9 protein-coding genes and 1 pseudogene are annotated in these 13,014 nt (G+C 45.6%); 4 read left to right on the top strand and 6 right to left on the bottom strand.

What is annotated here, in order from left to right; all coding sequences use genetic code 11:
* Positions 1 to 10: 10 nt before the first annotated feature.
* The 4 genes and pseudogenes from BMW94_RS10190 to BMW94_RS10175 form a co-directional block, all read right to left on the bottom strand.
* The gene (locus BMW94_RS10190) at positions 11 to 982 is read right to left on the bottom strand and encodes an ABC transporter permease (protein ID WP_090997869.1); all 972 of its coding nucleotides are present in this window, start codon (positions 980 to 982) and stop codon (positions 11 to 13) included.
* Positions 983 to 2,066: 1,084 nt separating this feature from the next.
* Positions 2,067 to 3,806 carry an ABC transporter ATP-binding protein gene (locus BMW94_RS10185; RefSeq protein ID WP_090997866.1) on the bottom strand — a complete coding sequence of 580 codons (1,740 nt, stop codon included), beginning with the start codon at positions 3,804 to 3,806 and terminating at the stop codon, positions 2,067 to 2,069.
* A gap of 18 nt (positions 3,807 to 3,824) precedes the next feature.
* Positions 3,825 to 3,992: pseudogene (locus BMW94_RS31275) on the bottom strand (hypothetical protein); the annotation flags it as partial.
* Between the two features lie 270 nt (positions 3,993 to 4,262).
* Positions 4,263 to 5,186, bottom strand: coding sequence for an S-layer homology domain-containing protein (locus tag BMW94_RS10175; protein ID WP_090997860.1), 924 nt, complete (start codon positions 5,184 to 5,186; stop codon positions 4,263 to 4,265).
* 359 nt (positions 5,187 to 5,545) lie between these two features.
* Between BMW94_RS10175 and BMW94_RS10170 the strand changes: the two genes are divergently transcribed.
* From BMW94_RS10170 to BMW94_RS10160, 3 genes are all read left to right on the top strand, one after another.
* Positions 5,546 to 7,288 (top strand): ABC transporter ATP-binding protein, encoded by a 1,743-nt coding sequence (locus tag BMW94_RS10170; protein WP_090997857.1) that lies wholly within the window; start codon positions 5,546 to 5,548, stop codon positions 7,286 to 7,288.
* Between the two features lie 106 nt (positions 7,289 to 7,394).
* Positions 7,395 to 9,140: an ABC transporter ATP-binding protein gene (locus BMW94_RS10165; protein ID WP_090997933.1), complete on the top strand. Its 1,746-nt coding sequence runs from the start codon at positions 7,395 to 7,397 to the stop codon at positions 9,138 to 9,140.
* Positions 9,141 to 9,245: 105 nt separating this feature from the next.
* Positions 9,246 to 9,761, top strand: a complete 516-nt coding sequence (locus BMW94_RS10160; RefSeq protein ID WP_090997854.1) for a hypothetical protein — start codon at positions 9,246 to 9,248, stop codon at positions 9,759 to 9,761.
* Between the two features lie 12 nt (positions 9,762 to 9,773).
* Here the strand turns inward: BMW94_RS10160 and BMW94_RS10155 are convergent, their stop codons facing one another.
* Positions 9,774 to 10,205, bottom strand: a complete 432-nt coding sequence (locus BMW94_RS10155; protein ID WP_090997851.1) for an Lrp/AsnC family transcriptional regulator — start codon at positions 10,203 to 10,205, stop codon at positions 9,774 to 9,776.
* A gap of 127 nt (positions 10,206 to 10,332) precedes the next feature.
* Between BMW94_RS10155 and BMW94_RS10150 the strand changes: the two genes are divergently transcribed.
* Positions 10,333 to 11,106, top strand: a complete 774-nt coding sequence (locus tag BMW94_RS10150) for an MBL fold metallo-hydrolase (protein WP_090997848.1) — start codon at positions 10,333 to 10,335, stop codon at positions 11,104 to 11,106.
* A gap of 357 nt (positions 11,107 to 11,463) precedes the next feature.
* On the opposite strand, the gene BMW94_RS10145 is transcribed toward BMW94_RS10150, so the two are convergent.
* Positions 11,464 to 12,969, bottom strand: a complete 1,506-nt coding sequence (locus BMW94_RS10145) for an arabinosylfuranosidase ArfA (RefSeq protein ID WP_090997845.1) — start codon at positions 12,967 to 12,969, stop codon at positions 11,464 to 11,466.
* Between the last annotated feature and the right edge of the window lie 45 nt (positions 12,970 to 13,014).

The following is a 13,014-nucleotide window of genomic DNA, read 5'->3' as shown; positions in this document are numbered from 1 at the left end:
TCCCCTCCTTTTACCACAAGCTGTTTTCACTGGTGCGACGTGCAATTTGGTTGACCGTAATCAGCAGAATCGCATTAACGACCGAGTTGAACAATCCTACAGCTGTGGAGAAACTGTACTGTGCATCGACCAGACCGGACCGATAGACAAATGTCGAGATGACATCGGATGAACCCATGTTCAACGGATTTTGCAGCAGCAAGATTTTCTCGAATCCGACGCCCAAAATACTGCCCATATTCAAAATTAACAAAATGGTGATCGTAGGGATGATCGCTGGAATGTTAATATGCAGAATCCGTTTAAACCGACTCGCACCATCCACCACGGCAGCTTCATGCAGTTGAGGGTCCACACCCGAGAGAGCTGCGAGGTATATAATGGTACCCCAGCCTGCACTCTGCCAGACACCTGAGAGTACGTACACCGTCTTGAACCACGCAGGGTCCGTCAGAAATTGAGGGGCCTGAAATCCAAGAGCCTCCACCAAATTGACAATCATGCCTGACGAAGGTGACAAGAAGGTAATGATCATACCCGACATGACTACGACCGAAATAAAATGTGGTGCATACGTGACCGTCTGTACGGTACGTTTGAAGAAGGAGTCCTTTACTTCATTGAAGGCTAACGCCAGAATGATCGGCAGCGGAAAACCTATAGCAAGCTCATACAAGCTGATACTGAGGGTATTCCATAACAAATCCCAGAAATAATACGAATTAAAGAAGCGGATAAAATGATCGAACCCAACCCACGGGCTTCCCGTAACACCAAGCGTCGGGATAAAGTTTTTGAATGCGATTTGTATGCCGTACATCGGCCCGTAATGAAAAATCAGAAAGTATAGAAATGCTGGCGCGATAAACAGATACAACTCCCAGTTTCGAATCATCCTTCTCCATAATTTATTTTTCTTGCGGCTCGGAATCGTGTACACCGATAGGTTTTGCGACAAGGCGGACTTCCCTTCTGGCTGCATCAGTTGTTTCCTCCTTTTCTAAATGAAAATCCGTCCGTTTTGTAAGAAGAGCGAAACACTCCTGTTCAAATGTAAGGAATGAGTCCCGGACTACATTTCGATCATGTGAGGCCCTTGCTTCCCTCGCCATTTGGTAACGCTTACATACTGAGTTTATGAATCATTTTCGAATCCGTAAATATGCTATTTCGATCCTCACTCTTAAAAACACGGAAAGTACTGTTACAGCGGGGGTTTGCACTTATCGTTCCAGCTTGCCATTGTCATTTTGGAGACATAAAACATGTGGTTTTTGACCCATTTTCCTCTTGAAGTTGTCGTTTGGAGTAGCTTCGCATGAATTTGAGAGATGTCCGATCTGAATGAAAGTTGAGCAACAGACCTTAAAGTCAAAACCCACATATGTTGTAAGAAAGAGGTATTCGATGTATGCAGGTCGCATTCAGGATTCACATCGGTCATACAAGTCGCAAGATCTTAGCAAGCTTAGCGCATCACGTATTGTCATCTTGAATGGAATAGAAGTTCCTCTTCATTGCTGCTGCGTTTCTCCCCCTTACTTATGCATTTGTCTTTCTTCTCTCTTGATGCTTAGGAAAAGTAATACGGATAGATTTAATTCAATCACATAAATGTAATATTATCTATCATATATTTACCACCTGCATCAAGTTCCCTTATGGCTTGGCTTTATTCTATGAGTTTCTTCCCCGCTCGGTAAATATGTCGTTTTTATCCTTAACTACAATGCATACAAACGCAGATAAACACTGGGTATATCCAGTAGTATATGTTGATTTTGCACATGACATGGAGAGCTGGAATGAATGATAATTTCCGGATCAGGCCAGAAAAAAAGCCGCTCCGTTAACAAACGGAGCGGTTGTTTTACCTAACGATATTTAGATCAAATACAACTTACGACAACTTCATGTCATTTATTATAACTAACATAATCATATATATGTCAATTCAAATGAATTATTTAACATTAAACAAGCGGATCACCCTGCAACCTGCTTTGTAAGAAATGAGTTCACTTGGCGATCTATTTTTAATTGTTTTAAAAAAATGTATGACGAATCTATATTTTCTGTTTCTCCACCATTGCGTAAAAAATCCCCTTTCGAGATAACAATTCATCCGGACTGCCTTGCTCTACAATTCGGCCCTTTTCGACTACCAGGATACTATCAGCATTCTTCACGGTTGAGAGCCTGTGTGCAATGACTAGAATAGTTTGATTTCCCTTTAAGTTTAACAATGTATCGTTCAAGTCACTCTCCGTCATGGCATCCAGAGCAGAGGTGTACTCATCCAGCATGAGGATACGGGATTTATTCATGAATGCCCTGGCTAACAAAATCCGTTGGATTTCTCCACCAGAAAGATTCTCTCCATGGCTCTCGACCTGCCTATCAAATTGCTCAGGCATGGCATCAACAAATGTTTTAACATGCGCGATTTTAACAGCAGTATTAAATCTGAGCCACATCTCTTCATCCATCTCTTCCTTTTGCAGAGGATAAATAATATTTTCCATAATGGACATATTCCACAGTACTCCCTTTTGCGGAGTATAACCCACATATTTTCTTAGTTCATAAATATTCAGTTCCTTGATCGGAATGCCGTCTATTAATATCTCCCCTTCATCCGGCTCCATATACCTGTGGATAAGTTCAAAAATGGTAGATTTGCCTGACCCACTTAATCCAACAATACCCACGAAAGCTCCTGGCTTAATATCCAGATTGAAACTCGAAATACCAAAAGAGTCGTCTTTCGCATATCGATACGATACATTTCTCAGCTGAAGCTGGGGTATTCGGGTATAATCAGGAACTTTGGCTCCTGATTCGGTCTTCTCCAATTCAAGGATTTCATTCAAGTTATCCACAATCACCTTCATGCGGCTCATATCAATATTCAACGTAAATAGCGACTTGAAAATGCCGTATAACCTTGGAAGAATCACAATAAATGCCAGCAGGGTGCCTGGTGAGATTTGGCCTTCCAGGATCAGGCACAAACTATAACCATAAATGATCCCCGTAATCAAGGAAATGACTGTATCAGCAACAAGGTTTAATACCATATGGTGAAAAACCCGGGATTGCTTTGAAATCTTCCAGGCTTGATCGTTCCAGTCGCTCCATCGTTTTTTTTCAGCCTGTTGGCCGTTAGACATATGAACCGCTTTCAAGTTATAAAAGAAATCATTCAAATAACTTATTCCCTTTTCCAACATTCCATAATACCGCTTATCCAAACTCTCCGTCTTGCTCCTGAATCGCTTGAAGCCATACATAAATACAGGAAATGAAATCAGGGCCACTAACGTAAGTTCAACACTCATGGAGAACATGATCCACAAGGTAGCAATCAATAAAATGGTATTGGATACAATCGACATGATAGTGTCTACCACAAAAATTTCACAAAGCATCCCCACTTGTGAGGTGATCCGGTTAATGATTTCTCCTCTTCCGATTTTGTCCACATTTCTGGGACGGATCTGAAGCAACTGAGAAAATAATCGCAGGCGAAGATTTTTGGATAATTGGTTCCCTAATTCGTTGTTATAATAAGAAGTGACGCTGTTAAATGCGGCATACACGATAGGAATGAGAATGAGCAGCATAATATAAAATGTAGCCGTTCCCATCTGCTTTCCAGGTAGGATATCATCAAATAAACCTTTAAATAGGAGTGGTTGGGCAATAGAGACTAATGAAGCTGAGATATTAAACAATAAAATAAAAAAAATGGTTTTTTTACTTTTATGTAAGATCTCAATAATCACTGTCCGCGTTGGATTCATTGGCCAGCAATACCTCCTTTAATGGGCGTACAGCACATAATAATGATCACTAACATCATTGAAGTCATTCGCCGGTTTACCAGAAACCTCAACCCAAGCATGAAACATAAAAGTGAGTGATCCTCGTTTTTTAGGTTTGGCAATGATTAGTTTAGCTTCAATACCTAAGTAGAGCAGTGCTGAATATAGACATAATGAGCTTTATTTGCTAAGACACTTACTTTAGAATTTCAATACAATTGGGACTTTGCTAAGCGACTACTAAAAGTCATCTTAATTTATTTAATAAATAAATATAACCTGTCAAATAATAGAATATTACCTGTGTTAATATAGAATAATTAGACAAACTTTTAATTTCAAAGCAAAACCCACTTTATCCATGCATGCATGCATGGATAAAGTGGGTTTCTGAGGTTTGAATGACTTCTATATTAGTAAGTCATCGCACTGAATTTATTTTCCAGAAGGCTGTGCTTCTGCCGTGTATCCTGTTGGAATGTCTGTCTCTGCGGTTACATCGGTAATAACCATTGGATACATCATGTCCGGGTCAGGTTGGATGATCGTATACAGCACGATGGCGCGTCCATCCTTCTCCAGCTTCACATCTTCAATCTTCAATCCATAACCAGGATGAGGCATTTGCGCGGTCAGTTTAACCTTTACCGTCTTGTCATCCACTTTGGTTGATGTCACGGTAGGCACAATCCCTTGTTGTCCTTCGCCTGGATTCGTTGGAGTCGGTTCTGTCGATCCACCATTGCCGTGCTTATCTACAAATTCAAGTGCATTGAAGATCATGCTTGCAGCCTCCATACGGGTAAGCGACTGATCTGGACGGAAGTTTCCGTCCTTATCCAGTTCAATGATGTCCATGTTCAGCAGGTTCTGGACCGCAGATTTGGCGTCCTTACCGATTTTATTTTCGTCCTTAATATCATTATACAGCATGATCACCGGATATTCTCCGGTTGTGTTAATCCCTTCAAGGAGCAAAATGGCAAACTGCTCGCGCGTCATTTTGGCCTGTGGATTCAGCTCCACCGGAATGGACAAACCATTCTGTGTTGCAGCCTGAACGGCATCGGCGTACCAGGTCGTTGGACTAATTTTATTTTGTGCCGAAGCGGCAGCGTATTCATTTTTCAGACCAAAAGCGTTCACGATCAGTTGAACACCCTGTGGCTCGGACAATGCGAGGTCCGGCCGAAATAGATCCGCCGTTACTCCATTAACAACACCCTTGGCATGTAACGAGTCCACAATCGTTTTTTGTCCTTCATCTTTTACATCCGAAAATGCAAGTACCGATGCACCTCCTGCCGTCAAAGACACGCAGAGCGCAAGCGTTGCAGCCAATCCTTTTTTATGTTTCATTTCTTGGCACCTCCATATTTAGTAAACCCAATTTTTGACCTCTTCAATCCTACAGACGGTAGCCCCCCCTGAAATGTTTCAGTAAAATCGACATCTGGTGAATAAATGACGGTAATATTGCATATATCCCTTACCCCGCGGGCGCTGATCAGCTTTCTTTCCATTATGCTTGCTTGCTTCGTTGACATCCTTACCGATTAGCGCAAAAATAAGAATAGAGATTTCTATCGAATGACGGATAAACAGCAAACCGGATCGCATAAAGTAAGAGGGCACGACGCGCTATTATCAGGTGTCGGCCCTTTTCTTGACTCAGCTTGCGAACCAACTTTCACCCTGAACAAAGGAGAACAAATCTTATGTCCAAGAAAGGATTACTACGAGGCTATGTCATTGCCAACTGGCCCGTATATCTGTTCGCTGTACTACTGATTATTGCCTCCAATGTGGGTCAGGCGTCCTTGCCCCGAATTCTGGGCAGCTTCACGGATCAACTCATGCAGAACACACTTCAGATGAATACGGTCATCCGGTACAGTCTTTCGCTTTTGGCTATTGCCATCGCTTATAATCTGCTGTTCGGTACCGGGCAATTCATGATTATGAAGCTTGGACGCCGTTTCGAGTTCATGACACGTGAGCGCATTTTCGGCAAATTCTCGGAGCTGAGCGAGCACTATTTTTCCAAACAGGGAAATGGGAAACTGCTCAGTTACGTCATGAATGATGTCACCTCTGTACGTGAAGCCATCTCCAACGGCGTCACCATGATGACCAATGCCACATTTCTATTATTATCTTGCATCGTGATGATGCTGCTCAGCGGAATCCCGATGAGACTTATTCTGATCAGTATTGTGCCTTTGCTGGCCATTCCCTTTCTGGTCGTTTTTTTCGGTCCGCGAATTCGCAAGCGCTCTCGTGATGTGCAGGATGCTCTTGCAACGATGACGGAATCCGCAGAGGAACAGCTGGGTGGTATTCGTGTAACCAAAACATTTGCCATTGAAGACAGCGCCCGTGAACGATTCGGGCTCACAGTAGATGCAATCAAAAGCAAGCAGCTGCGGCTTGTTCGTCTGTCCTCTCTATTTCAGGCCTTGCTGCCGCTGCTGGGTGCCATTTCACTGGTTGTCTCGCTGCTTGTCGGCGGAATATTGACGATGCAGAACTCCATTACACTCGGAAGTTTTGTTGCATTGACGTTATACTTGCGGATCATCATGGGACCGCTTCAACAAATCGGTAATGTGATCAATACCATGCAGCGTTCTGGAGCATCCCTGGAGCGGGTAAATGATCTGTTGACGGAAGTCCCTGACGTACGCGAACTTCCCCATGCGACAAGTCTCCAAGCCGTGAACGACATTAAGATAGAGAATCTGTCCTTTTCCTATCCCGGCAGTTTATCCCCTGCGCTCAAAAACATCAGTCTGAACATCCAGGCAGGACGAACCGTAGGCATTGTGGGCAAAACAGGTTCTGGTAAAAGTACCTTTGTAAAACTATTGCTGCGTACATATGAGCCGCCTGAAGGCACGATCCGTATTAATGGCACCGACATCCGGCAGCTATCGCTGGAAAGTCTGCGATCCCGTATTGCCTATGTACCGCAGGATGGGTTCCTGTTCAGTACAACCATTCGGGACAATATCGCTTTTAGCGACCGTGAGGTTCCGCTGGACACCGTAGAGCACAGTGCACGACAAGCGATGATATACGAGAACATTATCCGGTTCCCCGATCGGTTCGATACCCTGCTGGGTGAACGTGGACTCACATTGTCTGGCGGTCAGCGTCAGCGTACCAGTCTGGCACGGGGTTTGATCAAAAAAGCGCAGGTGCTCATTCTGGATGACAGCATGAGTGCTGTGGATGCCGTCACCGAAAGTGGCATTCTGCGCAGCCTGCGTGAGATCGGCAAAGGAAAAACAACGCTGATTATCTCTCACCGAATTAGTGCGGTCCGTCATGCCGACGAAATTATCGTTCTGGATGAGGGCCGCATCGCTGAACAAGGAACACATGCAGGTCTGATGGCTGCAAAAGGGTTATATGCTGCAACCTATCGTTTGCAGGAGGAGGGATTACATCATGACTGATCGTCAAGCTGAAGTTCGTTCAGATGCGGGAGCACTAGCACCGTCAGGCCATGGGTCCGGTTCCGATGCAAGTGCAGACCAGAGTAAGCGGACTTCCTTCAAAGCAATGATGTCCTACGCCAAACCCCATAAATGGGCCTTTGCAGGTATCTTTTTCTGTTCGCTGCTCGGCATCTCCGCCGATCTGCTTCAACCTTATCTGGTGAAAATCGCAATTGATGATCATCTGGCGATTGGTCAAACCAGTGTGGGCTTTCTTGTCCAGTTGGCAGCCATCTTTTTGGGGCTGGCTGTAATCAGCTTTATTTTTACCTATGTACAAAACAACCTGCTGCAGCATGTCGGTCAGAACATCGTCTCTCGCATTAGGAAAGACCTGTTCAAGCATATCTCCAAAATGTCGATGTCTTTCTTCGATCGCTTCCATATCGGCAGTCTGGTGACGAATGTATCCAGTGATACGGAAACAATCAGCAGTTTCTTCACTCAAGTACTGCTAAGTCTTATCCGGGATGGCATGATGCTGGTTCTCATTATCGTCTTTATGTTCCAGCTCGATCCGGTACTCGCAGGGTACTCCCTCATCGTGTTGCCTGTGATCGCCATCGTTGCGATATTATTTCGGAGCCAGCTGCGCAGAGCTTATCAGAATGCGCGAACTCGTCTCTCCCGTTTGATTGCATTCACGGCAGAGAACCTGTCTGGCATGTTTCTGATCCAGGCGTTCCACCAGGAAGAGGAGCAGAAGAAACGATTCACGGAACAGAACCAACTTCACCTGAAGGCCAATATCACACAAGCCCGTTCGAATGTTATTTTCAACCGGACGTTTGATATCCTTGGCAATGCGGCGCTTGTTATGATGGTATGGCTTGGAGGACGCGCCGTGCTGGGTGAATCATTGCAGGTGGGTGTGCTCTATGCGTTTATCAGTTACATCCGTCAGTTCTTCCAGCCAATTAACCAGATCACCATGCAGTGGAACACATTCCAGTCGACCACCGTATCCATGGATCGGATCTGGAACATTCTGAGTACCCGTCCGGAAGTCGCTGACCCCAAACCCGGGACTGCCTCCACACTTGAACCACGGAACGTGATGGGACAGATTGATTTTAATGATGTTTCGTTCGGTTATCGGGCAGATCGCCCCCTGATTCAGCATATGAATCTGCATCTCTATCCAGGTGAAATGGTGGGCATTGTAGGCACTACAGGAGCTGGCAAAAGTACGTTGATCTCCCTGCTCAATCGCTTTTACGATGTGAATCAGGGCAGCATTGAAATTGATGGCATAGACATTCGCCATTTCCCGCAGGCCAATCTTCATCGGATTGTTGGTCTGATCCAGCAGGAACCCTTCCTTTTCTCGGGCTCCATCATTGACAATGTACGAATGTTCCGCGAGGATATTACTAGAGAGCAGGCTATTCAGGCCTGCCGATTCGTCGGAGCACATGCCATGATTTCACGTTTGCCGCAAGGGTATGATACACGTCTTTCCGAACGCGGAAGCGGTCTGTCCGCCGGAGAACGTCAACTGATATCGTTTGCCCGAATCGTGGTCTTTCAGCCCCGAGTGCTTATCCTGGATGAAGCAACCGCGAATCTGGATTCGCATACCGAACAATTGGTACAACAGGCGCTGGAATCCGTCTCTCAGGGAAGAACAACAATTGTTATTGCGCATCGTCTCTCTACGGTCATGCATGCAGATCGGATTCTCGTTATGGAGAATGGTGAAATTGTCGAAGAAGGCTCACATCAGAAGTTGATTGATGCTGAAGGGGTATATGCTGATCTTTACACCCATGCTCGTGAAGCCGGTAATGATTCAGCTATTTCTGGATAGCTCATCGAACCAAATGGGGTTAAATAAACGTTGAACGTGCCGCTCTGCGATGCAGGCGGCATGTTTGATATATTTTCTGGGAAATGATGTTAAGGAGGCGTATTTATGAAACCTGAATTATATAAATTATCAGAGTCGAAGCTGGAGCATCGACAGATTGGCTATCGCCGTATCACGGCCGTATGGAAAGGAGCAATATGTCTTCTGTTCTTGCTATTATGTGTCACCCTGTTATGGATCATCTATGAAGATCACGCTGAACAACTGGAGACATTATATTATTCCATCGCAGCCATTCTTGGCATGTGGTTTATCGGGCCCGTATTTTTTATGTTTCTATCCCGGGCAATCGCAAGTTCCCCTGTGTTATTATCCTGGAATGATGAAGGGCTTCGTATCCTTAAACGGACAATTCCCTGGAATGAGATTCGTAAAATTGAGAGTGGCTCTCCCGCCTTCAGCAAATGGATATTGTCTGCTTCCCCCATGATTGCCCTGTATTTGAAAGACGGCACCCGGCGTCATATCCAGACCGATCATTTGCTAACCAAAAAAGAGCTCAGTCGAGCAGTTGGTCTTCTGCAGGAGACGCTGCGTGAGAAACAGCAACAGGACATCTGAATTCAGCTCACATCATTCCGACTTTTCGATACAAACAGACAGGTTCATTCTATAATTTCCATACGGCAAAATGGCTTCCAGCAAACTGCCAAGCTGCTCCATTGTTCCTGTGCGTACGATCATCAAATAGCAGCCCTCTCCGCTGACACGGTGAACCTCCACGATGTCTTCACGTGCAGCCATAAATTCACGGAAGGCGGCATGTCGGTCGCCGGAATTCAGAAAAATCGTTACAAATGCCTGCAGGCCCAAGCCGAGGCGTTCCGGGTTCCATTTTACCGTATAGCCTTCAATAACACCCAGATCATGCAGCTTGCGTACTCTCGCACCTACAGCCTGTCCGGTCAAATGCACCTCTTCGCCGATCTCTTTGTGAGAGCGTTTGGCGTCCCGGATCAGGCTTTTCAGTATGCGTATATCTGTATCATCAATCGTCTCATTCATCTATTTTGCAATCCTTTCAACTTGAAATTAAAGTGGCCTGTTTTCTTTCAGTGTGTTATTTACGCCCATAAACGGGTTGTATAACATATAGGATAATAACATTAATTCCCGAAGGAGTGCAGGTTCAATGAAAATTCAATTGATTCGTAATGCTACATTATGGTTGGAATATGGGGGTCTGAATATACTGGTTGATCCCATGTTGATGGATAAAGAAGTGATGCCTGCTTTCCCGAACACGCCCAAGGAATTACGCAATCCTAGAGTCTCTTTACCCGAGACGGAAACGGATTATGTGAATCCCGATCTGGTGATCGTTACGCATACCCACCCCGATCACTGGGATGAAGCAGCAGCGAAGCAGCTCCGCAAGGATATACCTCTGCTGTGCCAGCCAGGAGATGAAGCCGTGTTCACTGGAGCCGGATTTACCAACGTTACCGCCGTGGATGAGAAACATGAGTATCATTCTGTCCGTTTTGCCCGCACTTCAGGACATCACGGAACCGGAGAAATCGGCGAACGTATGGGCAAGGTGTCTGGTTTTGTATTGGAAGCCGACGGAGAACCTGTCGCCTATATCGCCGGGGATACTATCTGGTGTGAAGAGCCAGCCGAAGCCATTCGTCAATATCATCCTGAGGTGATTGTAGTAAATGCTGGTGGTGCCCGCTTCCTGCAAGGAGATCCAATCACGATGGACGGGCCTGACGTAGCTGCCGTGAAACGCCTTGCACCGAGTGCTCATGTCATTGCCGTGCATATGGATGCCATTAACCATTGCATGATGTCCCGGATGGACCTCGCCAGTTATCTGGCATCCGAACAACTGGACGGACAAGTGCTCATTCCACGCGATGGCGAGAGCTTTGTGTTCGGGCCGGGAGCCGGGTTGGAGTAAAATTTTCGTTGAGACATGCTATGCTGAAAAGGCTGTCCCCAGGTCGTAAGTATGCGCGACTTTAAGGGACTGCCTGTTTTGAATAGTTCATCCGAATTCCCAAGTTTAGCGAATATTTTTAGTCAACTGTCTAGGGAAGCTGTTTGTCGAAACGTCTAAAGAACCCGGGACACTCTATATGGCGAAATAGTACACGTTTTTTATATCACGAAAAAAGGCTGGATGCGTATACACTCCCATCCAGCCTTTTTTTCTAATTTGAGGCCGCAGTAATCCGGCGATTGGTGTGTTATAGCGTGGCCTGTGCTCCTTTGTTCCTTTATTGCCGGTGCAACCCGCATGAGTCTGCCTGATCTATTACTGAACTTTCAATCGGATTACATTCCACGATGCTTTGGCCAGACTTGCCGTGATCAGTGTATCTGATGCTTCTGCATCACCACGATTATGCGGAGCAACGCGATTCGGCTGTGCTGCGGTATTGGCTGCTTTTAGATCATCACTTTCCAGCACAATATGCTCAATCAAGCGGCACTTCCCAAAGCTGCGCAGATCCACTTCAAGCGGAAGTGATTCTTCCAGATGACGGTTTACAGCGAAAACAGTTACTTCACCCTGCTCCTCGTTATGCACCGCAATGCCCTCCAAATAAGGAACATCCGTAATTTGCTTGGTGTCATATTTTGGTGACTGAATCAACGGCACAAGTGCTGTGCCACGTCCAAACACGGAGGCATGCATGAACGGATAGAAAATCGTCTGTCTCCATGCAGCACCACCATTATCGGTCATAATTGGAGCGATCACGTTGACGAGCTGCGCCAGACATGCCATTTTAACTCGGTCCGCATGTTTCAGCATGCTGATCAGCATACATCCCACAAGCAGTGCATCTTCATGGTTGTATACGTCCTCCAGCTGTGGCGGAGCAATCTGCCATGGGTCCAGCTTCTTGTCACTTTCATTGGAGTGATACCAGACATTCCATTCATCAAAGGACAGGAACATCGTCTTCTTGCTGCGCTTCTTCGCTTTGATATAATCACAGGTCGCTTTTACCGTTTCAATAAAACGATCCATCTCAAGGGAACGCGCAAGGAATGTTGGCGTATCCTGTTCAGCATTACCGTAATATTGATGAAGCGACAGATATTCAACATGATCATACGTATGATCCAGCACCGTTGCTTCCCATTCCGGGAAGGATGGCATACCGAGGGATGAACTTCCGCAAGCGACCAGCTCAATCGTTGGATCTGTCCACTTCATCACTTTTGCCGCTTCAAGTGCAATCCGTCCATACTCTTCTGCTGTTTTGTGACCAATCTGCCACGGACCATCCATCTCGTTGCCCAGACACCAGGTTTTGATCGCATGAGGCTCTTTGTATCCATGTTTAATTCGCAAATCACTATAGTAGGAACCTTCCGGATGATTGCTGTACTCCACGATGTTGCGGGCTGCGTCTACACCCCGTGTTCCCAAGTTGACGGCCATCATCACTTCCGAATTCGCCTGTTTGGACCAGTCTACGAATTCGTTAAACCCGAATTCATTGGTCTCAATTGTTCTCCAGGCTAGATCAAGTCTGCGTTTGCGTTCAGACACAGGCCCAACCGAATCCTCCCAATTGTAACCGGATACAAAATTGCCGCCAGGATACCGCACAATCGGAACCTGTAGCTCCTTAACCATCTCCAGCACATCTCCACGGAAACCCGCTTCATTCGCTGTAGGATGACCCGGCTCATATATTCCACCGTATACGGCACGTCCCAGATGTTCAATAAATGAACCGTATAAACGTTTATCAACTAAGCCAATTGTGAAATCCTTGTCTACCGTCATTTTTGCTTTTTCCATCGTGAAGTTCAGCTCCCTAAGATTAATATAAAAATTAATTGATAA

The organism is Paenibacillus sp. OK003, assembly GCF_900109515.1.
In the GTDB taxonomy this organism is placed as follows: Bacteria; Bacillota; Bacilli; order Paenibacillales; family Paenibacillaceae; genus Paenibacillus; species Paenibacillus marchantiae.
The sequence above is the reverse complement of the archived record's forward strand: the minus strand, read 5'-3'. Positions and strand labels throughout refer to the sequence as shown.

What these genes read in the sequence shown, in the direction of transcription:
- BMW94_RS10190 (WP_090997869.1), bottom strand. Translation starts at nt 982, where the DNA reads ATGCAGCCAGAAGGGAAGTCCGCCTTGTCGCAAAACCTATCGGTGTAC.
- BMW94_RS10185 (WP_090997866.1), bottom strand. Translation starts at nt 3,806, where the DNA reads ATGAATCCAACGCGGACAGTGATTATTGAGATCTTACATAAAAGTAAA.
- BMW94_RS10175 (WP_090997860.1), bottom strand. Translation starts at nt 5,186, where the DNA reads ATGAAACATAAAAAAGGATTGGCTGCAACGCTTGCGCTCTGCGTGTCT.
- BMW94_RS10170 (WP_090997857.1), top strand. Translation starts at nt 5,546, where the DNA reads ATGTCCAAGAAAGGATTACTACGAGGCTATGTCATTGCCAACTGGCCC.
- BMW94_RS10165 (WP_090997933.1), top strand. Translation starts at nt 7,395, where the DNA reads ATGATGTCCTACGCCAAACCCCATAAATGGGCCTTTGCAGGTATCTTT.
- BMW94_RS10160 (WP_090997854.1), top strand. Translation starts at nt 9,246, where the DNA reads ATGAAACCTGAATTATATAAATTATCAGAGTCGAAGCTGGAGCATCGA.
- BMW94_RS10155 (WP_090997851.1), bottom strand. Translation starts at nt 10,205, where the DNA reads ATGAATGAGACGATTGATGATACAGATATACGCATACTGAAAAGCCTG.
- BMW94_RS10150 (WP_090997848.1), top strand. Translation starts at nt 10,333, where the DNA reads ATGAAAATTCAATTGATTCGTAATGCTACATTATGGTTGGAATATGGG.
- BMW94_RS10145 (WP_090997845.1), bottom strand. Translation starts at nt 12,969, where the DNA reads ATGGAAAAAGCAAAAATGACGGTAGACAAGGATTTCACAATTGGCTTA.